This window comes from Arthrobacter sp. SE2, assembly GCF_058244265.1.
The window spans coordinates 1-22,164 of sequence record NZ_JBZAYA010000009.1 but is presented as its reverse complement, the minus strand read 5'-3'; the positions used below and the strand labels follow the sequence as shown (position 1 = coordinate 22,164).

21 protein-coding genes and 2 pseudogenes are annotated in these 22,164 nt (G+C 63.1%); 15 read left to right on the top strand and 8 right to left on the bottom strand.

Translation table 11 applies throughout. From position 1 onward, the window contains the following. The first annotated feature begins 71 nt into the window (after positions 1–71). The 8 genes and pseudogenes from AC4CS3_RS13525 (at position 72) to AC4CS3_RS13490 (ending at position 8,208) form a co-directional block, all read left to right on the top strand. Positions 72–1,700, top strand: coding sequence for a GMC oxidoreductase (locus AC4CS3_RS13525; protein WP_234748613.1), 1,629 nt, complete (start codon positions 72–74; stop codon positions 1,698–1,700). Beyond that, on the top strand, positions 1,697–2,170 hold the full coding sequence (locus AC4CS3_RS13520; protein ID WP_234748614.1) for a hypothetical protein: 474 nt from the start codon (positions 1,697–1,699) through the stop codon (positions 2,168–2,170). Before AC4CS3_RS13525 ends, AC4CS3_RS13520 begins: the two co-directional genes overlap by 4 nt. Then, positions 2,170–3,795, top strand: a complete 1,626-nt coding sequence (locus AC4CS3_RS13515) for a sugar ABC transporter ATP-binding protein (RefSeq protein ID WP_234748615.1) — start codon at positions 2,170–2,172, stop codon at positions 3,793–3,795. The genes AC4CS3_RS13520 and AC4CS3_RS13515 overlap by 1 nt, the downstream gene beginning before the upstream one ends. Then, complete coding sequence (locus AC4CS3_RS13510; RefSeq protein ID WP_234748616.1) at positions 3,788–4,804, top strand: ABC transporter permease; 1,017 nt, start codon at positions 3,788–3,790, stop codon at positions 4,802–4,804. Before AC4CS3_RS13515 ends, AC4CS3_RS13510 begins: the two co-directional genes overlap by 8 nt. 6 nt (positions 4,805–4,810) lie before the next feature. After that, on the top strand, positions 4,811–5,371 hold the full coding sequence (locus tag AC4CS3_RS13505; protein WP_234748617.1) for a gluconate 2-dehydrogenase subunit 3 family protein: 561 nt from the start codon (positions 4,811–4,813) through the stop codon (positions 5,369–5,371). Further along, complete coding sequence (locus AC4CS3_RS13500) at positions 5,368–6,963, top strand: GMC family oxidoreductase (protein WP_234748618.1); 1,596 nt, start codon at positions 5,368–5,370, stop codon at positions 6,961–6,963. Before AC4CS3_RS13505 ends, AC4CS3_RS13500 begins: the two co-directional genes overlap by 4 nt. Before the next feature lie 181 nt (positions 6,964–7,144). Continuing rightward, positions 7,145–7,518: pseudogene (locus AC4CS3_RS13495) on the top strand (transposase); the annotation flags it as partial. Next, complete coding sequence (locus AC4CS3_RS13490) at positions 7,492–8,208, top strand: transposase (protein ID WP_490784050.1); 717 nt, start codon at positions 7,492–7,494, stop codon at positions 8,206–8,208. The pseudogene AC4CS3_RS13495 and the gene AC4CS3_RS13490, both read left to right, overlap by 27 nt. A 412-nt stretch (positions 8,209–8,620) precedes the next feature. Here AC4CS3_RS13490 and AC4CS3_RS13485 read toward each other — a convergent pair whose 3' ends face one another. Genes AC4CS3_RS13485 through AC4CS3_RS13465 form a run of 5 tightly spaced genes read right to left on the bottom strand, consistent with a single transcriptional unit; the run spans position 8,621 to position 12,474 of the window. After that, positions 8,621–9,469 (bottom strand): aspartate/glutamate racemase family protein, encoded by an 849-nt coding sequence (locus AC4CS3_RS13485; RefSeq protein WP_490783914.1) that lies wholly within the window; start codon positions 9,467–9,469, stop codon positions 8,621–8,623. Beyond that, positions 9,469–10,113, bottom strand: a complete 645-nt coding sequence (locus tag AC4CS3_RS13480; protein WP_490783913.1) for an amino acid ABC transporter permease — start codon at positions 10,111–10,113, stop codon at positions 9,469–9,471. The genes AC4CS3_RS13485 and AC4CS3_RS13480 overlap by 1 nt, the downstream gene beginning before the upstream one ends. Next, complete coding sequence (locus tag AC4CS3_RS13475) at positions 10,113–10,751, bottom strand: amino acid ABC transporter permease (RefSeq protein ID WP_490783912.1); 639 nt, start codon at positions 10,749–10,751, stop codon at positions 10,113–10,115. Before AC4CS3_RS13475 ends, AC4CS3_RS13480 begins: the two co-directional genes overlap by 1 nt. Before the next feature lies 1 nt (position 10,752). Then, positions 10,753–11,538 carry an amino acid ABC transporter ATP-binding protein gene (locus AC4CS3_RS13470; protein ID WP_490783911.1) on the bottom strand — a complete coding sequence of 262 codons (786 nt, stop codon included), beginning with the start codon at positions 11,536–11,538 and terminating at the stop codon, positions 10,753–10,755. A 57-nt stretch (positions 11,539–11,595) separates the two neighbouring features. Continuing rightward, positions 11,596–12,474, bottom strand: a complete 879-nt coding sequence (locus AC4CS3_RS13465; RefSeq protein ID WP_490783910.1) for a substrate-binding periplasmic protein — start codon at positions 12,472–12,474, stop codon at positions 11,596–11,598. 306 nt (positions 12,475–12,780) lie between these two features. On the opposite strand from AC4CS3_RS13465, the gene AC4CS3_RS13460 reads away from it, so the two are divergent. The 6 genes from AC4CS3_RS13460 (at position 12,781) to AC4CS3_RS13435 (ending at position 19,673) form a co-directional block, all read left to right on the top strand. Beyond that, positions 12,781–13,725: a LysR family transcriptional regulator gene (locus AC4CS3_RS13460; protein WP_269992311.1), complete on the top strand. Its 945-nt coding sequence runs from the start codon at positions 12,781–12,783 to the stop codon at positions 13,723–13,725. Between the two features lie 146 nt (positions 13,726–13,871). Continuing rightward, positions 13,872–14,591, top strand: a complete 720-nt coding sequence (locus AC4CS3_RS13455; RefSeq protein ID WP_490783909.1) for an SDR family NAD(P)-dependent oxidoreductase — start codon at positions 13,872–13,874, stop codon at positions 14,589–14,591. A gap of 42 nt (positions 14,592–14,633) precedes the next feature. Next, entirely contained in the window at positions 14,634–15,932 is a 1,299-nt protein-coding gene (locus tag AC4CS3_RS13450) for a flavin-containing monooxygenase (protein ID WP_490783908.1), read from the top strand. Positions 15,933–15,995: 63 nt separating this feature from the next. Further along, positions 15,996–17,402, top strand: a complete 1,407-nt coding sequence (locus AC4CS3_RS13445; protein WP_490783907.1) for an MFS transporter — start codon at positions 15,996–15,998, stop codon at positions 17,400–17,402. 54 nt (positions 17,403–17,456) lie between these two features. After that, entirely contained in the window at positions 17,457–18,830 is a 1,374-nt protein-coding gene (gdhA, locus tag AC4CS3_RS13440) for an NADP-specific glutamate dehydrogenase (protein ID WP_490783906.1), read from the top strand. Positions 18,831–18,902: 72 nt separating this feature from the next. Next, the gene (locus tag AC4CS3_RS13435; protein WP_490783905.1) at positions 18,903–19,673 is read left to right on the top strand and encodes an SDR family NAD(P)-dependent oxidoreductase; all 771 of its coding nucleotides are present in this window, start codon (positions 18,903–18,905) and stop codon (positions 19,671–19,673) included. Between the two features lie 467 nt (positions 19,674–20,140). Here AC4CS3_RS13435 and AC4CS3_RS13430 read toward each other — a convergent pair whose 3' ends face one another. The 3 genes from AC4CS3_RS13430 to AC4CS3_RS13420 all read right to left on the bottom strand — a co-directional run bounded on the left by AC4CS3_RS13430 (position 20,141) and on the right by AC4CS3_RS13420 (position 21,568). Continuing rightward, the gene (locus tag AC4CS3_RS13430) at positions 20,141–20,602 is read right to left on the bottom strand and encodes an LPD29 domain-containing protein (RefSeq protein ID WP_490784049.1); all 462 of its coding nucleotides are present in this window, start codon (positions 20,600–20,602) and stop codon (positions 20,141–20,143) included. A gap of 95 nt (positions 20,603–20,697) precedes the next feature. Beyond that, the gene (locus tag AC4CS3_RS13425; RefSeq protein WP_490783904.1) at positions 20,698–21,129 is read right to left on the bottom strand and encodes a hypothetical protein; all 432 of its coding nucleotides are present in this window, start codon (positions 21,127–21,129) and stop codon (positions 20,698–20,700) included. A gap of 229 nt (positions 21,130–21,358) precedes the next feature. Beyond that, entirely contained in the window at positions 21,359–21,568 is a 210-nt protein-coding gene (locus AC4CS3_RS13420) for a hypothetical protein (RefSeq protein ID WP_490783903.1), read from the bottom strand. Between the two features lie 82 nt (positions 21,569–21,650). On the opposite strand from AC4CS3_RS13420, the pseudogene AC4CS3_RS13415 reads away from it, so the two are divergent. Continuing rightward, positions 21,651–22,112: pseudogene (locus AC4CS3_RS13415) on the top strand (IS110 family transposase); the annotation flags it as partial. Between the last annotated feature and the right edge of the window lie 52 nt (positions 22,113–22,164).

Genomic DNA, 22,164 nt, shown 5'->3' with positions numbered 1-22,164 from the left:
CAGACACAAGCAGCATCAGGTCACACGATTCCCGAGTCGAAATATTCACACGGACAGCAAGGGTGTTAAGAATGCGAGAATCTGGCGAAGTCGCTGGAGGCAAGGTAGACGTGGTCGTTGTCGGAGCAGGCCCCGCCGGCGCCGTAGCGGCGAAGAGATTTGCCGAAGAAGGATTCAGCGTGGTTTGTCTCGAACAGGGCGCCTGGCCGGACTACGGGACCTCGCACGTCACTGATGAATACCTGGAGTTAAGTGCGGGCAAGCAATGGTCGCCGTCTCCGGAAGTGCGGCAATCGCCCGCGGACTACACCATCGACACAACGGACTCTGATGTCGAACCGCTGATCTGGAACGGCGTGGGTGGCAGCGCTGTGATGTACGCCGGCATCTGGATGCGCCTGATGCCCTCGGATTTCCGAGTGAGGACGCTCGACGGCGTTGCTGAGGATTGGCCGCTCAGCTATGAGGATCTCAGCCCTTTCTACGACCGGATCGAGCGCGATTTCGGCGTGTCGGGTTTCCCCGGCGATCCTGCCTTTCCCGACATCACTGGCTATCCGATGCGGCCGGCCCCCCTGGGCCGGGCCGGCCGCATGATCGCTAAGGCCCACAACCGGCTGGGGTGGCACTGGTGGCCGGGAAGCAACGCCATCGCCACCGAGAAGTACGGTAATCAAGGAGCGTGCGTCCAGCGGGGTGCATGCATGTGGGGATGCGTCAACAAGGCGAAAGGTTCCCCTGACGTCACCCACTGGCCTGACGCGATCCGCCTTGGTGCCCGTCTCATCCTTGGTGCAACCGTGCGGGAAATAGAGGTAAATTCCGCAGGGATCGCCACGGGAGTGGTCTTCCGTGACAAGAACGGCATGGACCGACGACAGGAGGCCGATCTTGTCGTCATCGCAGCGAATGGGATTGGCACCCCCCGTCTGCTACAGATGTCAGAAAGCCGGAAGTTTCAGAACGGGCTGGCTAACTCATCGGGCCTGGTGGGCAAGCGCCTGATGATGCACCCCTTCGCGGCGGTTGTCGGAGTCTTCGACGAAGATCTGGAGGCCTGGAAAAGCGTCTGGGGACAGCCCGCATATTCCCTTCAGTTCTACGAAACAGATCCGAGCCGGGGGTTCCTCCGAGGGGCGAAATGGAATGTCACCCCGACCGGCGGACCTCAGGCGATGACAGCCGCATTCCCCTGGGGCGGCAAGCCGATCTGGGGAGAAAACTTCCACAAGACCGTCGCCTCCAGACTCGGCCACTCTGTCGCCTGGGGCATCGTCGCCGAGGATCTTCCAGAAGAACACAACGAAGTCCTGCTCGATCGAGCCAGCATCGACCATCGTGGAATGCCAGGAGCCAAGTTGATTTACAAGACCTCACAAAACACGAAGGACCTCCTGGCCTTCAACGTCGACCGGGCCATCGAATCGCTCACTGAAGCCGGTGCCAAAGAGACGATCGTCGCCCCGATGATACGGGAGACCGGCTGGCACATCCTCGGGACCGCCACGATGGGCACCGATCCCGCGCAGTCCGTCGTCGATCAATGGGGCCGCGCCCATGACGTGCCCAACCTGATCATCGTCGACGGGAGTACCTGGCCCACTTCCTCGGGCATGAACCCCACCCCCACGATCGCGGCATTCTCCCTACGGGCGACCGAACACGCGATCGCATCACGACGACAGCAGGTGACAGCATGATCCCCGTTACCCTCGATTCCGCAGAACGCGCATGCCTCGCAAGCATCGCGGACCTTCTGATCCCCCGCGGCTCGAAGATGCCCTCGGCCAGCGAAGCGGACGTTCCCGGAGCAGGAATAGACAAAGTTTTTAGCGTGCGACCGGACCTCATCAACCGGGTTCGCGCCGCCCTGATCGAACTCGGCACAGACATTCCGGGCACGTTTTACGAGCTGGATGACAAACGTACCGCGCACTTCGGCGCCCTGGCCGAAGCTGTGACGGCCGCTTACTACCTCAACCCCACTGTCCAGGAACGCGTCGGGTACTCAACGCGATCGGAGATCCCCATTGAGTTCGACGATGATCTCGCCGAACTGACCAGCGCCGTACTCTCCCGGGGACCCATCTACCGGCCCACACCTGTGGCCCTGGCCCCCGGCGAGTCCCCAGCGGCGTCACCCCAACCAACGACGAAGGCGGCCAGCTGATGAGCGCCGACACTTTCCCCTCCCCCGGTGCTGATCCACGCATCGCCATAGCTTGCACCGGAATCGTCAAAACCTATGGCGGAGTCCAGGCGCTGAAGGGAATCGATCTGTCCATACCCTCCGGAACGGTCGAGGCGCTTGTCGGACAGAACGGGGCCGGAAAATCGACCATGATCGGGATCCTGACCGGTCGGGTGGCCGCGACCGAGGGAACAGTGCTGATCAATGGCGTCCAACCAACGCCCGGCGTTCCCCGCGCGTCCCGCGCCGCAGGCCTGGTAGCCATCTACCAGGAATTGACCATCGTTCCCGGTCTGTCCGCCGAGGACAACGTCTATCTGGGCATGACGCCATCCGTTGCCGGTGTGGCCAGGGGCAGGGATGTCCGCAAAGGCTATCTGAAGCTGTGCGAAAGAGTAGGAGTCAAAATCCCGCCCCGCACGCTCGCCGGCACGCTCTCCATCGCTGACCAGCAGATCCTCGAAATCATGCGCGCCCTCGTCGCCGACGCGAGCATCATCCTCCTTGACGAGCCCACCGCGGCTCTTTCAACCTCCGAACGCGATGCGCTGATCCGTCTCGTCAGGGATCTGCGCACCCAAGGCGTCACCATGATCTTCGTTTCACACAACCTCGAAGAAGTTCTCGGAGTCGCAGACCATATCACCGTTCTTCGAGACGGCCGCGTGTCACGCATTGGCCCGGTCGCCGAGTGGACGCGGGATCTCCTAGTCACCGAGATGCTCGGCGAAAACACAGGCCCGCTCCACGACGAACTGCTCGACCCCGAACCCCCGCCGGCGGAACATATGGCGATCGCTGATCGGCCGGTCCCGCTACGCCAGCAGCTTCCTGACAGGAGCCCGGCACCGCCGCTGGTGGCCACGGGCATCAACCTGCCCGGATTGCTCTACGACATCGACATATCAGTTCAGCCCGGCGAAATAGTCGGACTCGGTGGTCTGGTCGGCAGCGGACGTACGACACTTATGCGCTGCCTCGCCGGCCTGGAACCCCGCTCACAAGGAACAATGCGCGTCGACGGTGACGCCGTGGCGTGGCCCCGGACGGCCAGAAGCGCGCTCAACGCCAAAATCGCGCTTATCCCGGAGGACCGTAAGGGCCAGGGATTGGTGCTCGGCATGACCGCCATGGAGAACATCGCCATGGCCGCGCTCGGCAAGTCCGCGAACGCTGGCGTCCTATCCACCAGAAAGATGCGGAACCTCACGGCTCAAATGGTCGAGGAATTCGGATTCGACCCGAAACGCCTCCAGACCAAGGCGGGAAACCTCTCAGGGGGAAACCAACAGAAGCTCCTCCTTGCCAGGTGGCGATACCAGATGCCCAAGCTGCTACTGGCCGACGAACCAACGCGAGGCGTCGACGTCGGCGCCAAAGCGGAAATACTTCGCGCACTGAGGCGCTTTGCTGATGACGGAGTCGGTGTCATCATCGCCTCATCAGAACTGGAAGAAGTCAGCGCGGTCGCAGACCGGGTGCTCGTACTTAAAGACGGGCGAGGCGTCGCTGAACTTAGCCGAACGGACCACCCCGTGCACGTGCACGAAATTCTTAGCGCCGCATTCGGCGAGACCCACGATAAGGAGAACTCAGGTGTCTGATACCAAGATGGCCAACTTAGGCCATGCCAAGGGAACGGCCGGCACGATTCCCGCGTTGGGCAACCCTTCGTTAAAGCACATCGCGAGCACGGTATTCCTGCACTTCGGCATGGTCTGGGTCCTGCTCATTGTCGTCATCGGAGCCCAAATTGTGTACCCGGGCTTCCTCAACGCGGGCAATCTGAGCCAAATCCTGTCCCAGAACGCCCCTCTCGGCATTGTGGCAGTCGGCATGACCATGGTGATGATCGCAGGAGGGTTTGACCTGTCGGTTGGGGCGATTTACGCCGCGACAGCTGTCGTATACGCAGACATGGCGAACAGGATGCCCCTTCAGGCCGCCATTCCCCTGGCCCTCGTCTTGGGTGTAGTGATGGGCCTGGTGAACGGACTGCTCGTCACAAAGCTCCGCATCAACGCATTCGTGGCAACCCTTGGCACGGCGTCGGTATTCGGCGGAGGCGCCTACATCTACTCGCATTCGACGCCGATTGTCGTCTCAACGGAGGGGTTCCAGGACCTGGGTCTGGCAACTACCTTCGGCATTTACAACGCTACGTGGCTGTTTCTTGCCATATTCATCGTCGGTGCATTCGTGCTGTCCCGCACCGTCTACGGCAAGTCCCTGTACGCCATCGGCGGGAATGCCGAAGCCGCGCGCCTGGCTGGAATCCGCGTCGAAATGCTCAAAACCATCACCTACGTCGTCGTCGGTCTTTGCTCCTCGATCGGAGGCCTCATCATTGCGTCACGTGTGGGAGTAGGCCAGGCCGACCTGGGCTCTAGCATCGCCCTTGACGCAATCGCAGTCGTGGTCATCGGCGGAACATCGCTATTCGGTGGCGAAGGATCGATGTGGCGAACCGGCATCGGCATCCTCATCATCGCCTGCATCACAAATGTCTCCGATTCCATCGGCCTGGACACAAACAGCCAGTTGATCATCAAGGGAGCAATCATCATCGGCGCCGTCGCCCTCGATGCATACACCCGCCGCCGTAGGAGGTAACAACTCATGGCCTTCGATGACAGGGCTGCAAGCCCGTCCAGAAATCTCTATGCCCCCGTGATGGGACGCACCTACGTCACTTTCGATGACACCAAGACCATTACCGTCCTTGACCAGAGCCGTTGTGACACGCTCAACGCCTGGGTTGACGGGATCATCCCCGGAAACGAGGATTGGCCTGCCGCACGGGAAGTCAATGCGGTCGCGTACATAGACGCCACCATCCGCAAAGCACCCGAACTCCGCCTTAGCCTCCTCGCCGGCATCGATACTGCCGAACTGCTCGCAGCCCGTGAATACGGGAGCCTCTTCAGCGCACTCGATGCCGAACAGCGCAGATCGGTCATGCAGAAACTCGAAACGCAGGATGCCATAGACGCGTTCTCGGTCATCCTTGAACTCACCTATGAGGCGTACTATCGGGCACCTGCCGTACAGGATGTCGTGAAGAAGCGCACCGGGTTCAACATCAAAAACACGGTGCAGGGCGTCCCCCTCAAACCATTCGACACAACGCGGCTGGCACTTGTCGCCCAACGTCCGGACCACTACCGGAGGGTATCTTGAGCAATTCAACAGTCGACGCCGCCGACGTTCTTGTTATCGGCGCCGGTGCAGCTGGTGCAGCTCTCACGTGGAGCCTGGCAAAACGTGGCCTGAAGGTGCTCTGCCTGGAGCAGGGCGACTGGGTCAACGACGAAGACATCCCGAAAAATCATGCCGACTGGGAAGTGCGGGGCCGCCACTACTGGAACCCCAGTCCCGGGAAACGGCGCGGTCCGGCCGACTACCCGGTCACAAACCTCGGCGACAACCCTGTCGACGTCTATATGTACTCATCCGTCGGCGGAAGCGCCATCGGTTACGGCGGGCACTTCTGGCGGTTCCAGCCCTCGGATTTCGTCGCGAAAACCCAGGACGGCTTTGGGGTCGACTGGCCGATCCGCTACGAAAACCTGGTTCCCTATTACGAATTGAACGAAAAAATGATGGGGGTGTCCGGCGTCGGCGGGGACCCCGTCTCGCCCGGACGGCACGGAGTGGCGCTTCCGCCCGTCCCCATTGGCCAGATGGGTGACCGATGGATCGAGGGCTTCGACAGGCTGGGGTGGTATTACTGGGCCCAGTCGCAGGCCATCCTGTCCCGGGACTACAAAGGCCGGCCCGCGTGCGCCAACCGCGGATTCTGCGCCTTCGGATGCCCAAGTGGCGCACTGGCACTGCCATCGAACACCTACTGGCCGGAAGCCCTCTCATATGGTGCACGGCTCAAACAAAAATCCCGCGTCCGCGAGATCGTCGTCGATGCCACCGGCCGCGCCACGGGAGCTCGGTACTACGACGAAGACGGACAAGTCCACGAAGCCCGCGCGACCACGGTCGTCATATGCGGAAACGGCGTCGGCACGCCACGGCTCCTGCTCATGTCCAAGTCAAGCAAGTTTCCCGACGGACTGGCCAACAGCAGCGGGCAAGTCGGCAAGAACTTCATGCCGCACGTGCAAACCATGGTCATCGCCCGCTTTGAGGAACCCACAGACGCCGACCAGGGAGCGTGGGGCGCGACAGTAGCATCACGCCATTTCTACGAGACTGACCCCGCCAACGACCACAAGCGCGGATTCACAATGGCGGCCATGCGCGGATATTCACCCTTGAACACCGCCCTGGCCACCGCTCCTTGGGGTATCGACCATCACAGCACCCTCGAACACCACCTCAACCACGAGGCAACCATTTGGGTCTGCGGCGACGACGCCCCTGAAGAACACAACCGTGTAGAGCTCGACACTGAAAACGTTGACGCCTTCGGCCTGCCCGGCGTCAAGACTTACTACACACTCTCGGAAAACTCGAAGCGACTCGGAGCTCACGGTGTTCGCCGCGCCACGGAACTCGCTTACGCCGCCGGAGCAGACTCTGTGCGCACGACCGGATTTGACTCCATCCTCGGATGGCATCTCCTGGGTACCGCACGAATGGGCTCAGACCCTGCCAATTCGGTAGTGAACGCGGACAATCGTGCCCACGACGTGCCGAACCTTTACATCGTGGACGGATCCAGCTTCGCCACCGGCGGCGCAGTAAACCCAACCCACACTATCCAGGCCCTGGCCCTGCGGGCTGCGGAAAAGATCTGGGAGGCACGCAACTCCTGATCGTGCCTAGAAGGGCGCAACCCGAACTTCGGCATTTGAGCCGTGTGAACTGCAACGTTCTTCTTCGAACCTGGCTCCCATGATCGTCCCATCGATGAAAGTCGGCGCGAGGGACTGCTGAAGGTTTGCTTGACACTTTGCCTGTGAGGATTTGATCCTTGCGGGTGGAAGGATGTTCATCATGCCCAGAGCCTTTCCCGAAGAGTTCCGCCGCGATGTCGTGGCGGTCGTCCGCAAGGGCGAAGCGCCCATCACTCAGATCGCCAGGGACTTCGGTATTTCACCGGCTGCCTTTCACCGTTGGATGAAGATCGCCGACAGGGAGGACGGCGTCGCGTCCGGTGCGGTGTCCGATGATGCTGCGAAGCTGCGGGAGGCCAATAAGCGCATCCGGCTCCTGGAGCAGGAAGCCGAAGTCATGCGCCGTGCCGTGGCTTATTTGTCCCGGGACATCAACCCAAAAAAATGATGTACCCGCTGGTCCGCGAGCTGGCTGCCAGGGACGCCCCGATCAGGGTTCCCGTGGCGGTGTTCTGCCGGGTACTGAAGTTCTCCAGACACCCCGAGCACGTGTGCCTGCTGACGCTGAAAGCCCTCGCCACCCGATGCCAGTCACTCGCGGCAGAAATCGCCACCGCCGACGCCGCGCTCCGGGAAATACTCGATACCTACGCGCCGCTGCTCTGTGACCTGCCCGGTGTCGGAACGGAAGTAGCCAGCCAGCTCCTGGTCACGGTCGGAGACAACCCGGACCGCCTTGGAAATGAGGCCCAGTTCGCTGCCCTCGTCGGGGTCGCACCCATACCGGCGTCCTCGGGCAAAACCACCCGTCACCGGCTCAGCAGAGGCGGCGACCGCAACGCCAACCATGCCTTGTATCAGGTCGTCCTGGTCCGCATGGCCTCGTGCCAGCGGACCAAGGACTACGTGGCCAAACGCACCGCGGAGGGCAAGAGCAAACGGGAAATCATGCGCTGCCTCAAACGCTACGCAGCACGGGAAATCTGCCGCCAGATCACCAACCCCCAAGCAGCTCCAGACAACACCGATTTGCGCCAGATGCGTACCGCACTCGGATTGACCATCACGACCGCAGCCCGCGAACTTGGCCAATGGCCCTCCAAGATTTCCCTCCTGGAACGGGGCCTCTTCCGTAACGACACCCTGGCCACGAACTACCGCCAATGGTTGACCGAGCAAGCAGCCCAAAACACAATTTTGACGCCTACAGGTGCATCATCATAGACAAGACAAGGCCAGGGAGTGACGGAGCTCTAGGATCATGGGGACGGGCATTCAGTCGGTTTCGGGGAGCAAGCAGAATGGGTAGTCCTGGTCGCATCCTCCGGCGGTGGGAGCCGGGGAACTCCCCTCCGGGGGACCTATGCTCAAGGCTGGCTCGTCAACGAGTGTTGCAGCGGGTATCGGAGTCACCTTTCGCGACGGTGAGGCGGAAGTGTGTTGCTTCGCCCATGTCACGGGACGACCATCGAAGGGTGGCATCAAGTCCCCTTCAGCGATGAAACGCGGCCGGCCAGAACCCGGTACGAGCCACCAGCCGGTCGTGGGGCAGTGTTCCCCGGTCTGCGGCAGGTGGGGGCGGCCTGTGCCGCTGGCTTGGACGGTGTTTTGACGTCTCACTTTTGTTCCCCTTTCGCTATCCAGGGACGGCAGCAGGTCCGGGCCGGGATGAGCGGCGCTTGGTCTTTGGGGTGCCGGAGTCGGCGAGCCGCCCTGCCGCCTCGGCGAGCAAGTCCTCCCGGGCTCCGACGGGGCGGACGTATCCCCGCTGGGTAGGTCGTATCCCTGCCGTGTCCAGGGCCAGCAGTTGCAGCGCGTGCTCGAAGGCAAGACGGTTGCAGTCCACGACCGGGACATCCGGGTGGTTGAGGACGCTCTCGTAGCCATGGGCGGAGAAGATCGAAGCGAGGTAGCCGCAGCCGACAACGATCGCGTCGGCCCCGTCACGAACCGCCCCTTCCGCCGCTTTGTCGAAGCGATGAATGAGATCGGTTGGATCGTTGATGGCTCGCAGCACATCTTCGTGGGTCGATTCGGGGTCATAGGCGCGGACCGGGCGGTCACGCAGGAATCCGCTTGCGCCCAAACGGACGAGGTCGTCGGTGAAGATTGGTGCGAGCGATGGTGCAACCGTCACGACCACCGCTCGTCTGGCGAGGCTTCCGACTGCCCGGATGCTGGCATCGGGCAGACTGGTGACCGGGACGCTGAGCGCGGATCGAACCGCTTCTGTGGGAGCGCCCCAGCAACCGATGACTACGGCGTCGGATTCCATCTGCGTGTTGAGGCTGCTGGCGAGAATGGCCGCGTCGCTCATGAGCCGGTTCGCAGGCGTGCGGATGCCGCCTGCGGCGACCGAGACGTGGCGCAGCTGCGTCTTCGCCCGGCCTGCGGCGAGGACTTCTACTTGCTGTGCGAGGAATTCCCACAGCTCGTGGAGTTCGGGGTCCCCGTGCGTGGATTCGAGCCAAGTTATAGTCTTCATCAGGCGAACCCCTTCGCAAGCCGATGTTCCACCCAGACAGAGGTCCAGGTCGACGGCACGGCGATGACAGCGAAGACCAGTCCCGTGATCGCGTAGATCTGTAGGTACTGGAAGGTGATGGAACTGCTCTGGTAGGCGTTGCTCATCAACTCGCTCACTGAGATGGAGTAGGCCAGCGACGTGCCTTGGAATGACTGGATGGCCAGGCCCATGAGGGCCGGTATCGATGAGCGAAGACCCTGGGGGAGGATGATGCGGGTGAAGGTCGATGGTTGCGGGAGTCCGAGGGCCATCGCAGCTTCCTTTTGCCCGCGGTGTACCGATTGGATGCCCGCGCGGAGCATCTCCGATGAGTATGCCGCCACGGTAAACGTGAGGCCGATGGCAGCGGCAGCGAAGTTGTCGAAGAGCAGGCCGACGGATGGCAGACCGTAGTAGACGACGTAGAGGACGACGAGCGAAGGGATGCCTCGCCCGACCTCAACGATGACGAGCGTGGGCCATTTCAGCCACGGCAGCCGGGATGAGACACCAAGAGCGAGGAGCAGGCCGACAGCGTAGCCGAAGACCACCGAAATCACGGTGAGCTGAAGGCTCACGAGCAGTCCTTGGCCCAGCTGCGGAAGGTATTGAACGAGGTCCATCAGTGGTTCCTCCGGAGTCGGGAGTCGAGCCGCCGCGCGACGACCGCGAGCGGGACGCTCACGACGACGTACACGCCTGCAGCGATGAAGAACGGCGTGAGGCCCGCGGTACCGGGGTTCTGGCGCGAGAAGGTGGTGGCCGAGAACACCATTTCGGTCACGCCGATCGTCGACGCGATTGACGAATCCTTCAAGAGGGCCAGCAGGAAGGTGGTGATCGAAGGCAGCGAGGTGCGCAGCGCCTGGGGAGCGAGCACACGGATGAATGTGGTGGTTCGGCCGAGGCCCAGCGCATGGGATGCTTCAATCTGGCCGCGGGCGAGCGTTGCGAAGCCGCCGCGGTAGATCTCAGCCATGTAGGCGCTCGAGATGATCCCCAGTCCGGCGATGGCGGCCGAGAGCGAGCTGAGCCGCAGGTGGCCGAAGGTCACGCCGAAGTAGAGCAGAAACAGCCACACGATGGTGGGCACCCCGCGTATGAAGTCCACGATAACGCGGAACACGGCCCGGATTGGGGGGTAATTCGAACGCAGCCCGAGCATGAGCGGAATGCCGGCGATCGCGCCGATCCCAAAGGATGAAACCGTTACGAGCAGTGTCATGGGTAGTCCTAGGAGGACAAGGGCGATTGCGTCCACGTCAGCGCTCCAGGACGGCGCTGAGGAAGCGGCGGGTACGCTCCTGGACGGGGTTGGCCATGATCTCAGAGGGACGGCCTTCTTCGATGATGTGCCCATCCGCCATGACGACGAGGTGGTCAGAGACATCGCGCGCGAACTGCATCTCGTGTGTGACCACGATCATGGTCATACCGCCTGCGGCGAGTTCCCGCATGACGGCCAGGACTTCGAGGCCCACCTCCGGGTCGAGGGCGCTGGTCGGTTCGTCGAAGAGCATCGCCCGGGGGTTCAACGCGAGCGCCCGCACGATGGCGATGCGCTGTTGCTGGCCGCCTGAGCATCGGTCAGGGTGCTGATGTGCTTTTTCCCGGAGCCCTACTCGGTCCAGGAGGGTGAGGGCGCGTTCTTCGGCTTCCTCTCGGCTGCGTCCGAGGATTTTCTCCTGCGGAAAGGCAACGTTGCGAAGAACGCTCATGTGGGGGAACAGGTTGAAGGACTGGAAAACCATGCCGACTTGACGGCGGAGGTCAAGGAGGGCGCGGTCGCTGACCCTTGTGCCCGCCTCAACGGTGGTCGTCCCAACAGTAATCGTGCCCTCGTCGGGGGTTTCGAGCAGATTGATGCAGCGCAGCAGGGTGCTCTTTCCAGATCCTGAGGGACCGATCAGTGCTGTGACGCTGCCTGGCTTGACGTTAATGGAGATGTTGTCGAGAACCTGGTTGTCGCCATAGCTCTTGGAGAGGTTCGTGATCGTCACGCCTGCGGATGTGACTTGTTGCGATTCCGTAATCAGCTGCTGGGACACGGCGGAACTCCTTGGGTATAAGCGGGGCGCCGAGCGGTCGGCGCCCCGCTGAGGGGGTCAACGAATGGAGGCTGCGGCCTTGTCTGCCGGCACAAGGAGGTCGGCCGGAAGGTCGTATTTCGCCAGGAGGGCGGTCAGGGTCCCGTCCGTTCGGTAAGAGTCGATCAGCGCACTGAAGGCGTTGGAGAGCGTGGTGTTCTCCTTTGCAACGGGGAAGGCGATGGTCGGTTGCGATGTAGTGATCGCTACCCGGTCATCCTTCTTGGCAGGCTCCACTTTGAAGTCGGTCCCCTTATAGGCGGCGACGGCGACGGCGTACCCGTCGAGCGAGGCCTGCAGGCGCCCGTTCATCAGGTCTTGCTTCATTTCGACGGTGCCCGGGTATTGCTTGAGGTTCCCGCCCAGGACCTTGGTCATGTCCTCGTTCCAAGAGAATCCGGTGCCGGTGCCGACGGCCCCGAGCGATTGGAGGTCCGAAACGGTTGAGGCGTCCTTCTTGGAGACGATGCCCATGGTGTCGTAAAAGGTCGGCGTCGTGTAGCCGACCTGCTTGGCGCGGGCCGCAGTGACGTACCACCCGCCGGTGCTGATGTCGGTCCGCTTTTGCTCGCTGATCATCGGGATGCCGTTTGCGTAGGTGATAGGAACGTAGGCGACGTTGAGGCATTCTGCTGCGGCAAGCTTTGTCACGACGTCGATTTCCAGGCCCGAGGCGCTGGTCCCCTCGGTCTTGGTGTAAGGCGGGTTTTCGGGGACGCCGACGGTTAGCGTGCCGGGGGTGTACGTCGTCAGTCCCTTGTCCTTCGGGGTGCAGTTGGATGAGACGGCGGGCGCGGCTGATGTGGGGGCCTCGCAGCCCGAAAGGGCGACGGCGGCGGCGATGACGCCGAGGAAGGCAATGGTGCGGAAGGTGCGGGGCGTCGGGGTGGGGATCATGGCGGGGTAGCTTCCTTTGCTTGGGGCGGGTGCTTCCGGAAAAGGCGCGCTCGGACCACGTGGGCGCCGGGCGGTCGGCTGGGAGATTCAGAACCCGGATGGCGGAGAGGTCTTCAGGCTGGACAGATTCTGTGGCGAAGCGGGGGCGTCGCCGGTGCGGCGGCGATTGTGACGGAGGGATTGTTCGTTCTCTTCTCACGAAGCGTTTCCCTGCGTTGGTCACTAAGTACATCAACCGTGATAGTTAGGAGCAATGTGGAGTATCTTGTGGGAGACAAAGGATGTTCCTATAGATAGGGGGCCTGCGTGCCTCTCCCAACGATCAGGCAGCTTGAGTACTTCGTCACCGCGGCCCGCCTGCGGACGTTCGCCGCCGCGGCCGAGGCGCACCACATCGCCCAGCCGAGCTTGTCCGAGCAGATCGCGGCGCTCGAACGGACGCTTGAGGTTGCCCTGTTCACACGCACCGCACGGAAACTGATCCTCACCGACGCAGGTCAGGACCTTCTGCCCCTTGCTGAAAGGGCGATCGCCGACGTCGTCTCGATGGCTGAGACGAGCCGGCGAGTCCGTTCCCTCGAGGAGGGGACGGTGTCCTTCGGCACCTTCAGCAGCGCCCACCTGTACCTGCTGACCGAGCTGATCCAAGAGTTTCGTGCCCAGCACCCCGGAGTCCGCATCCGGGTGACAGGCTTGAACTCGTCGGAGGTCGCCGATGCAGTGCGCGAGGGCGATCTCGAGGCAGGATTGGTCCAGCTCCCGATCGACAGCCGCGAACTCGTGGTGACGCAGTCCGTGTTCGTTGACCAGGTGGTCTACGTCTCGCGACGGGAGGAGCACACCCGCGAGCCGGTCGAGATAACCACGCTCGCGCAGCGCCCACTGATCCTCTCCGAATCGCGCTGGTCCCATGACGATCCGCTGCGCGTCTCGCTCTTGGAACGTGCCCAATCGGCCGGCGTGACACTCGACCCCATCGTCGAGGTGGAATTCCAGACCCACGCACTCGAGCTCGCGGCGAAGGGCGTCGGAGACTCCCTCGTATCCTTCCACGTGGGACGCTCGCTGATCGCCGAGCACGGACTCTTCTGGGCTCCGTTGGAGCCCCCCGTTACCGAGCATTACGCGTTCATCACACGCCGGGCGGGCGCGGTCTCGCCGGCCACGGCCGAATTCATGCGATTGGCCCGGCGAATCCTCGCCCGGCTTCAGATGGCTCGGACCCGGCCCCCCGGCCGCGCCTCCGACTGAATCGCACCACGCGCCCCTAGGAAAAACCTTTGGCTGGCCCTCCCATCTGGCCGTGGACGGGCCTTTTGGCCCGTCTGATACTGGATTATCAGCAGTTTTCAAGTGATCTGCTGCACAACGAGCCAGTCCAGACTAAGGAATTTTCTATGATGCTTGCTTCGAACCTGGGAATCGCGATCGTCACGGGTGCCGCGAGCGGCATGGGACGGTCGGCCTCGGAGGCCCTGGTCAAGGAAGGCTGGGACGTCCTGGCCCTCGACCGGGTGGCAACCGAGTTCGAGGTCGCAGGAGAAACGATCCGAACGGTCGAGGTAGACGTCACCAATCGTGACCAGGTCCGGGACGCCATAGCAGAATATGTCGCCAGCACCTCGAAGGAAGTCGGTCTCCTGGCCAACGTTGCCGGAATCTACCCGCCCAGCACCTTGGCCGATTTCACCGAGAACCTCTACCGCAGGATTTTCGATGTCAACGTGCTGGGCATCCTGAACACGACCGCGGAGGCCGTGGCTCACATGCCCAATGGGGGAGCTGTGGTCAACTTCGCCTCCGTCGACGCGTTCGCGGTCTCTCCCGGCCAGCTTCTCTACGGCGCTTCCAAGGCAGCGGTCGTCATGCTGACCAAGGAACTGGCCCTTGAACTGGCGCCCCGGGGGATCCGCGTCAATGCGATCGCCCCAGGATGGGTCAACACGCCCGGCAATGCGGCAACCGGGCGCATGGAAGCCACGTCTGCGGGCATCCCGCTGGGCCGAGTGGCGGAGCCCGAGGAGATCGCCCGGTGGGTGGCGATCCTGGCAAGCCCTGACGCGTCCTTCATGACAGGGGAGACCATCGTCCTCTCCGGCGGCGACGTCCTCCGCTGACCATCCCGCGCACTCCATTCATCCGGAAGGAACACAAACACCATGAGCACCTACTGCGTGATCGGCGCCGGCGCAGCCGGCCTGTCCGCCCTCGACGTCCTGACCCAGCGCGGCTTCGACGTGGACTGCTACGAGAAGAGCGACCGCGTCGGCGGACACTGGAACACCGACTACGACGCCCTGCACCTGATCACTTCACGCAACCAGACCATCTTCGAGGACTTCCCGATGCCCCGGGACTACCCGCACTTCCCGCGGCGCGACCAGATCCGCGACTATGTTGCTTCCTTCGCGAAGGCGCGAGGGCATGACCAGCGCATCATGTTCAACACCGAAGTCCTGTCCGTCACCCCGGTTGAAACCGACGGACCGCTGGGCTCAGCAGGATGGAACGTGACCACATCCAAGGGCGCGGGGATCTACGATGGGGTGCTAATTGCCCCCGGCCATCTGTGGAATCCCAAGATTCCCTCCGTGTCCGGCACCTTCGCCGGAAAGCAGATCCACTCGAGCGCCTACAAGAACGTTGGGGACATCCAAGGGACGCGGGTGCTAGTTGTCGGCGCGGGCAACTCGGGCTGCGACCTCGCCGTCGACGTCGCACAACACCGGCTCGAAGCCGACGTCCTCATCCGGCACGGGGCGTACTTCCAGCCGAAAATGTACTTCGGCCGGCCGCGCGCCGAACTGGACTTCATGGCCGAGTTCTCGCCCTCCGAGCAGGACCTCATTGCGCGGCTACTCGCCCGCGTCTCGATCGGCCAGAACACCGACTACCCCGGACTCCCCGTGCCCGAGCACCGCGCCCTCGCCGACGGTCCTGCCGTGGTGAACGACCTGCTGCTGTACTGGATCCACCACGGCCGCGTCGGGGTGATCGGCCAGGGCATTGAGCGCTTCGATGGGCACACCGTGCATTTCTCCGACGGTTCGTCCAAGGACTACGACACGATCCTGTGGGCCACAGGCTTCCACTCCAGCTTGCCGTTCCTCGACGACGCACTTGTCCCACGGCGCAAGGGCAATCCTCTGCGCTATGGAGCGGGCATAATCCCGCAAGGACTCGAGAAGATTTACTACATCGGTATGACCGCCCCCCGCGGCCCGCAGATCCCGGTCTACGGCGTCCAGGCCAAAATCGTCGCGCGGATGATTGCGATGCACGAAGACGCCGGGGACGGGGACGCCGGCATCGCCGCCTACCTGGGGCGGCTCCAGGGAGCCGATGACCGGATCGACATTCCCCGCGACATCTGGAATGACCAGATCGCCGACACCGGGCGGCTGCTCGACGCGTTCGCGGCCACTGCCGCCGCGGACCCGGCGAAGCTCGCGCAGTGAAGCATCCTGTCCGGCCCGACGGAGCGCTGCAAACCCCGTGACCCGAAACCCCAAGGACCCCCAATGAGCAGTACCCACCTCATCGACGACAGCCCGCTCACGAAGTATCACAAACGGTTGATTGCAGCCTGCTCGGGCGGGCCGTTCCTGGACGGCTTTCTCCTCAGCATCATCGGGGTAGCGCTCACCGGAGCCAACGCCGACCTCCACCTGAACGCGGCGACGCTCGGCATCGCAGGTGCAGTCTCCCTCATCGGACTTTTCGTCGGCAGCCTGGTTTTCGGCCCGGTCACCGACCGGATCGGCCGGCGGGTGATGTACACCGCGGACCTGTTGGTGATGATCATCGGATCAGTGGTATGCCTCTGGATCGATGCCGGCTGGCAGCTGATCGCCTTGCGCTTCATCGTGGGTCTTGCAGTCGGCGCTGACTATCCCATCGCCACGTCGCTTCTTACCGAGTGGATGCCCAAAAAGCACCGGGGGTCAATGATCGGGCTGCTGTCGGTGGTCTGGCTCCTAGGCGCCGTCGTGGCCTACCTTGTCGGCTTCGCCTTTACGAGCGCCTTCGGCAACGGTTCGTGGCGGTGGATGCTTGCCAGCGGCGCCGTGTTCGGCGTCATCGTGATGCTGCTCCGCATGGGAGCGCACGAATCCCCAAGGTGGCTCATCACCCGGGGACGCACCGAGGAGGCGCGCCGAGATATTTCATCGGTACTGGGCCGCGAAGTCACCACTGAAGAGATCACGGACATGGTGGCTCAGGAAGAGCCGCAGCGTCGGACGCGTTTCACTGAACTGCTTCGCGGCATGAACCTGCGCCGTATTCTTTTCTGCGGCCTGACTTGGATGTGCTTCGCCATCCCGCAGTTCGCCCTGTTCACCTACGGTCCGATCATCCTTTCGCACTTGGGCTTTGGCAACGATACCGCGGGGGCGACTCTCGGACAGATCATCCTCAACCTGGGATTCCTCCTCGGATCCTTCCCCGGCATGAAATGGGTCGAGAGCCGCGGCAGGCGTCCGCTAATCCTCGGAAGCTTCCTTTTCGGAGCCCTCGCACTCCTTCCACTGGGCATCTGGCCGGACGCACCGGGCTGGTTTGTGATGACGTTCTTCTTCCTCTTCGCACTGATCAACGGTGCCGGAAACATCCTGGTCTTCATCTACCCGAACGAGCTTTTCCCCACCCAGCTGCGTGCCAGTGCCGTGGGCCTGGCCACCGCGGTCAGCCGCATCGGCGCCGCGGTTGGCACTTACCTCGTCCCGGTCTCACTCATCGGACTCGGCACCGGACCCACCATGCTTATCGGGGCCGGGCTGACATTCCTGGGCTTTGTGATCAGCATCTTCTGGGCAGAGGAAACCCGCAACCGCAACCTCGCCTCTGCGGCCCAGTCCCCGGCAGGCGGCGCCACGGCATCCGTCTCCCACTCCCGGGCTAAAGCAGCCGGCAAGTTAGCGCTTTAGAACAGCGCCCGTCATAGACATTCAGCGACGCAACAAGAAGGAATCAAGGAAAACATGACCATCGTGGACCCCTGCGTAAAAATCACGCCATCCACTTACGTCGCGGACCTCGCCGAGACTGTTCGGCGCCGCAGCCCATCGGAAACAGTGTTCCATCAGGCCGTCGACGAAGTGCTCGCCAACCTCGCCCCGGTTCTGGCCCGGCATCCGGAATACATTGAAGCCCGGATCCTCGACAGACTCGTCGAACCTGAACGCCAGATCATGTTCCGTGTCCCGTGGGTTGATGATGCCGGTATCGTGCAGGTCAACCGCGGGTACCGCGTCGAGTTCAATAGTGCCCTTGGACCCTTCAAGGGAGGACTCCGGTTCCATCCCACCGTCGATCTCGGGGTTATCCGCTTTCTTGGATTCGAGCAGATCTTCAAGAACGCACTGACCGGGCAGGGCATCGGCGCCGGTAAGGGTGGCAGCGATTTCAACCCGGCCGGCCGCAGCGACGCGGAGATCATGCGGTTCTGCCAGTCCTTCATCACCGAGCTGCACCGACACCTTGGTGAACACACCGACGTGCCAGCAGGGGACATCGGCGTCGGCGTCCGGGAACTCGGGTACATGTTCGGCCAGTACAAGCGCATCGTGAACCGCTTCGAGGCAGGCGTCATCACGGGTAAAGGCGTCGGATGGGCCGGTTCGCACACCAGGACCGAAGCAACGGGCTACGGCGCCATCTACTTCCTGCGGGACATGCTCGCAACCCGCGGGTGGTCGCTCGAAGGACTCAAGGCGGTGGTGTCCGGATCAGGCAACGTCGCGATCTACGCCGTCGAGAAGGCGCAGGCGCTTGGCGCAACAGTGATCGCCTGCTCCGATTCCGGCGGTTACATCCTCGACGAGGCCGGCATTGACGTCGCCCTTCTCAAACATGTCAAGGAAGTGCGGCGGGCCCGGCTGTCCGAGTACGCCTCCGAACGGCCGTCGGCCCGGTACGTGACCGACGGATCTGTCTTCGATCAGCCTTGCGACGTCGCGCTGCCCTGCGCGACTCAGAACGAACTCGAAGAACGGCACGCAGCGGAACTCATCCGCAACGGTGTCCAGGCCATTGCTGAAGGCGCCAATATGCCCTGCACCGCCGGTGCGGTCGCCTTGCTCCGTGATGCCGGAGTCCTGTTCGGCCCCGGCAAGGCTGCCAACGCCGGCGGTGTAGCCACTTCCGCTTTGGAAATGCAACAGAACGCCGCGAGGGCGTCATGGAGCCGTGAGGAGACCGAAGAACGCCTCGAAAGCATCATGCGGCAGATCCATGACCACGTCCGCGCCACCGCTGCGAGCTACACGGGCGACCCCGACAACTACGTGGCCGGTGCGTCAATCGGCGGCTTCATCCGCGTCGCCGACGCAATGCTCGCCCAAGGAATCGTCTGAGACCGACTCAAGCAGGATTCGTTGCCGAGGTGGATGACACCCACCCAACACAGCTTCAATCGAAAGGGAAACATGTCCACCGCCCCATCGCTCACTGATCCATCCCCGCGACGCCTCGTCGATCGCGTCGCTCTCATCACCGGCGCCGCCCGCGGCCAGGGAGCCGCCCACGCCTTCCGGCTGGCAAACGAAGGTGCGACGGTGTATCTCGCCGACGTCCTCGACGAAGACGGGCGGAAGACCGCCGAAGAACTCCGGGCCAAAGGCCTCGACGCCACGTACCTTCATCTCGACGTCTCCAGCCCGGATGACTGGCATCGCGCGTACGAGGTGATCGATGCGAGGTTCGGGCGACTCGACATTCTCGTCAATAACGCCGGAATCGTCCGTGTGACGAAGCTGGCTGAAGAATCGCTCGAGACCTGGGACCGCATCCTCAGCGTGAACCTCACTGGTCCGTTCCTCGGCATGCAGACGATGATCCCTCTTCTTCGAGCGGGCACGCGCAGCTCAGTAGTGAACACCTCCTCGATCTTTGGCCCGTCCGGAGCCATCGGGTATGCCTCGTATGCGGCGAGCAAAGCCGGGCTCCTCGGGCTCACCCGGACCGCCGCCCTCGAACTCGCTCCGGACGGGATCAGGGTGAATGCACTGGTGCCGGGAGGTGTGAGCACCCCCATCAACGCCGCCGAACCGGACGGCGGCGTGGTACCGGAGACACCTCTCGGTCGGCGGGCGGACCCTGCCGAGCTTGCCGCAGCTGTAGCCTATCTCGTCAGCGACGACGCAAGCTTTGTCACGGGAACGGAACTCGTCGTGGACGGCGGATTCCTGGCGCGATGAACCCGTAAGGGCGGCATCATCCGACAAAACAACCCGTCACCGGCTCAGCAGAGGCGGCGACCGCAAGCCCGCCCAAAACAACACGGATCTGCGCCACACGCGCACCACGCTCGGCCTCACCATCACGACCGCAGCCCGCCGACTTGGCCAATGGCCCTCCAAGATCTCCCTCCTGGAACGAGGCCTCCTCCGTAACGACACCCTTGCGGCGAACTTGCCGCCAATGGTTGACCGAGCAAGCAGCCCAAAACACAATTTGACGCCTATAGGAGCATCGTCGTAGACAAAACAGGGCCAGGGGGTCCGGAGCTCTGCGACGGCGCGCCCTGGACCCCACAGCCGGCCGCGCAGCGGACGCCCGAATACCTGGTGCGAGCGGGCGAGTACCAGGTTTCGGTTTCCGGCCGCTCCGTCGGACGGGAACCAGCAAGGGAGGTGACCGGCCCAAGGAGCCGGCCACCCTCTGACTAGGCTTGGGTGGTTCCCCTGTGGTTGGCGATGGCACGGGCGAATTCCCTGATGGTGGCCCTCTCGTGGTGCCAGCCCGGGCAGGCCTCCAGCACGAGCGGCGGAACCTGGTAGGACTGGCCATGATCGGGCGCGTCAAGGTCCAGGGCGGCGAGAACTTCGGGTTCAATCGCCTTGTAAGTTTCCTCGCTGACGCTGCGCTCGGTCCAGATGTGCCGGGCACCGTAGCGGGTCCGCTGCCCGTCCTTCTCCTGGGTGACCGGGACGGTGAAATCGCCGGTGGCGTCGGACTTGCCGCCTTCGAATTCGGCGGTGATTTCCTTCACGGCTTGCTCGCTTGGTCCGTCGGTCCAGAGGATATTGATGGTGGCGCCGCCGCTGTACTTGTCCGTCTGAACCGAGAACTTTTGTCCGGGGAATCCGGCTTTCAGGGCCTTGCGGATGAGTTTTGCGGTGTCGATGGCCGTGACATAGGTGGTGGTTCATGGTGCTCCTCGCTTCTCGCGGCGGTGGTGTGCCCCGCTCCGTGCGGAGCGGGGCACCTGTCAGGCGGTGGTTAGGCGGCGTTCCAGACGGTGCACGGCTGGCGGTAGCGGCTGGGCAGCTCAGCCGCCGCCGTGGGCAGGTCTTCCGGTCCTTGGGCCTGTCCGTTCTTCCAGTGGAAGAACGCCTGTTCGCTGATCGCATCCCAGAACCGGGCCTTGGTCCTATAGAAGGTCGTCCGAACGTCGCCCTCGCAGTACGTGGCCATGCCGAACAGGTTGCCGATGTTGTCAGCGGTGCGTGTGGCGGCGACCATGACGTAGGGCCACTGGCCCAGGTCCCAGCCATCGCACCCCCAGCTGGGGATCACGGCCCAGCCGTGTTGTTCGATGAGTTCCATCCAGTCGTAGCCGCCGTTCATGTGGTAATCGCCCAGCACGGTGATGCCGTGGATCTCTTCGCCGGTGTCCTTGGTGGTGATGGTCGCGGTAGCGATTGCGTTCATGGTTTTGGTGTCCTTTGCAGAGGATTGGGTGAGGGAGCGGCGTGACCCGGCCAGCTACTCTCGGCTCCTCCCCCGTTGTTTTTTGGCTGCTGGCGAAGCTTGCGGAGCTGTGGCCGACGGAGGCCTGTCTACCCGCAGGGCAAGGACCGTGGAATCTGCGCAGGAAATAAGCGACGCAGGAGCGCCGGAGTCGATTCTTCGGGCCGCGGGCCCCGGAGGAACGGAGGGGCTAGCGGTCCAGCGTCGCTGTCGCGCCGTGGTGGGAGAAAGTATGCGGTTGCCTCGCCCCGGGCTCTGGCCGCGGATCAGGTTTCGGGCGGATCATGGAGGTGTCTGCCGCGGTGGACGCCGGTCCGTCTATGGTGCCGTGGTTAAGCCTGTGGGCTAGCGTGGCGCGGAGGGCTTCCACGGGAACCGTGGATTGTTGCCTTTGGAGCACGAGTGTTAGATTCCTCTGTTTTCCCTGTCCTCCCCTCGGCAGACGCCGACATAACGAGGTCAAGGTGTGAGGAGGAACAGTCATGGATATCGTGCACGAGCGGGCTGCCGGTTTGGATATTTCCAAACGCGACGCGAAGGTCTGTCTCCGGCTGCCCGGGCAGCGGGCCGGAACCTACACCTCCACGGTCACAACGTGGGGCGCAACCACAGGCCAGATCCTTGCCCTGCGGGACTTCCTGGAACGCGAGCACGTCACCACGGTCGTCATGGAAGCCACGAGCGATTACTGGAAACCCTTCTCCTATCTCCTCGAAGAGACGCTGCCGGTAATGCTGGTCAACGCCAAGGCCGCAAGGAACATCCCGGGCCGCAAAACCGATGTCTCTGACGCGGCCTGGCTCGCTCAGCTGGGCGCGCACGGGCTGCTTCGCGCCTCGTTCGTCCCGCCCGAACCGATCCGTGAACTGCGGGACCTGACCAGGGCCCGGGCCATTGCCACCCGTGACCGGACCCGCGAGATCCAGCGCCTGGAGAAGTTCCTAGTGGTGTGTTTCAGTTTTGCTTGATGGTTTCGAGGGCAACGCGGCCGCGGGC

Coding starts and splice junctions, on each gene's coding strand:
- AC4CS3_RS13445 (WP_490783907.1), top strand. CDS start 15,996: ATGAGCAGTACCCACCTCATCGACGACAGCCCGCTCACGAAGTATCAC.
- AC4CS3_RS13455 (WP_490783909.1), top strand. CDS start 13,872: ATGATGCTTGCTTCGAACCTGGGAATCGCGATCGTCACGGGTGCCGCG.
- gdhA (WP_490783906.1), top strand. CDS start 17,457: ATGACCATCGTGGACCCCTGCGTAAAAATCACGCCATCCACTTACGTC.
- AC4CS3_RS13515 (WP_234748615.1), top strand. CDS start 2,170: ATGAGCGCCGACACTTTCCCCTCCCCCGGTGCTGATCCACGCATCGCC.
- AC4CS3_RS13525 (WP_234748613.1), top strand. CDS start 72: ATGCGAGAATCTGGCGAAGTCGCTGGAGGCAAGGTAGACGTGGTCGTT.
- AC4CS3_RS13520 (WP_234748614.1), top strand. CDS start 1,697: ATGATCCCCGTTACCCTCGATTCCGCAGAACGCGCATGCCTCGCAAGC.
- AC4CS3_RS13425 (WP_490783904.1), bottom strand. CDS start 21,129: ATGAACGCAATCGCTACCGCGACCATCACCACCAAGGACACCGGCGAA.
- AC4CS3_RS13485 (WP_490783914.1), bottom strand. CDS start 9,469: ATGAAGACTATAACTTGGCTCGAATCCACGCACGGGGACCCCGAACTC.
- AC4CS3_RS13480 (WP_490783913.1), bottom strand. CDS start 10,113: ATGGACCTCGTTCAATACCTTCCGCAGCTGGGCCAAGGACTGCTCGTG.
- AC4CS3_RS13465 (WP_490783910.1), bottom strand. CDS start 12,474: ATGATCCCCACCCCGACGCCCCGCACCTTCCGCACCATTGCCTTCCTC.
- AC4CS3_RS13450 (WP_490783908.1), top strand. CDS start 14,634: ATGAGCACCTACTGCGTGATCGGCGCCGGCGCAGCCGGCCTGTCCGCC.
- AC4CS3_RS13435 (WP_490783905.1), top strand. CDS start 18,903: ATGTCCACCGCCCCATCGCTCACTGATCCATCCCCGCGACGCCTCGTC.
- AC4CS3_RS13505 (WP_234748617.1), top strand. CDS start 4,811: ATGGCCTTCGATGACAGGGCTGCAAGCCCGTCCAGAAATCTCTATGCC.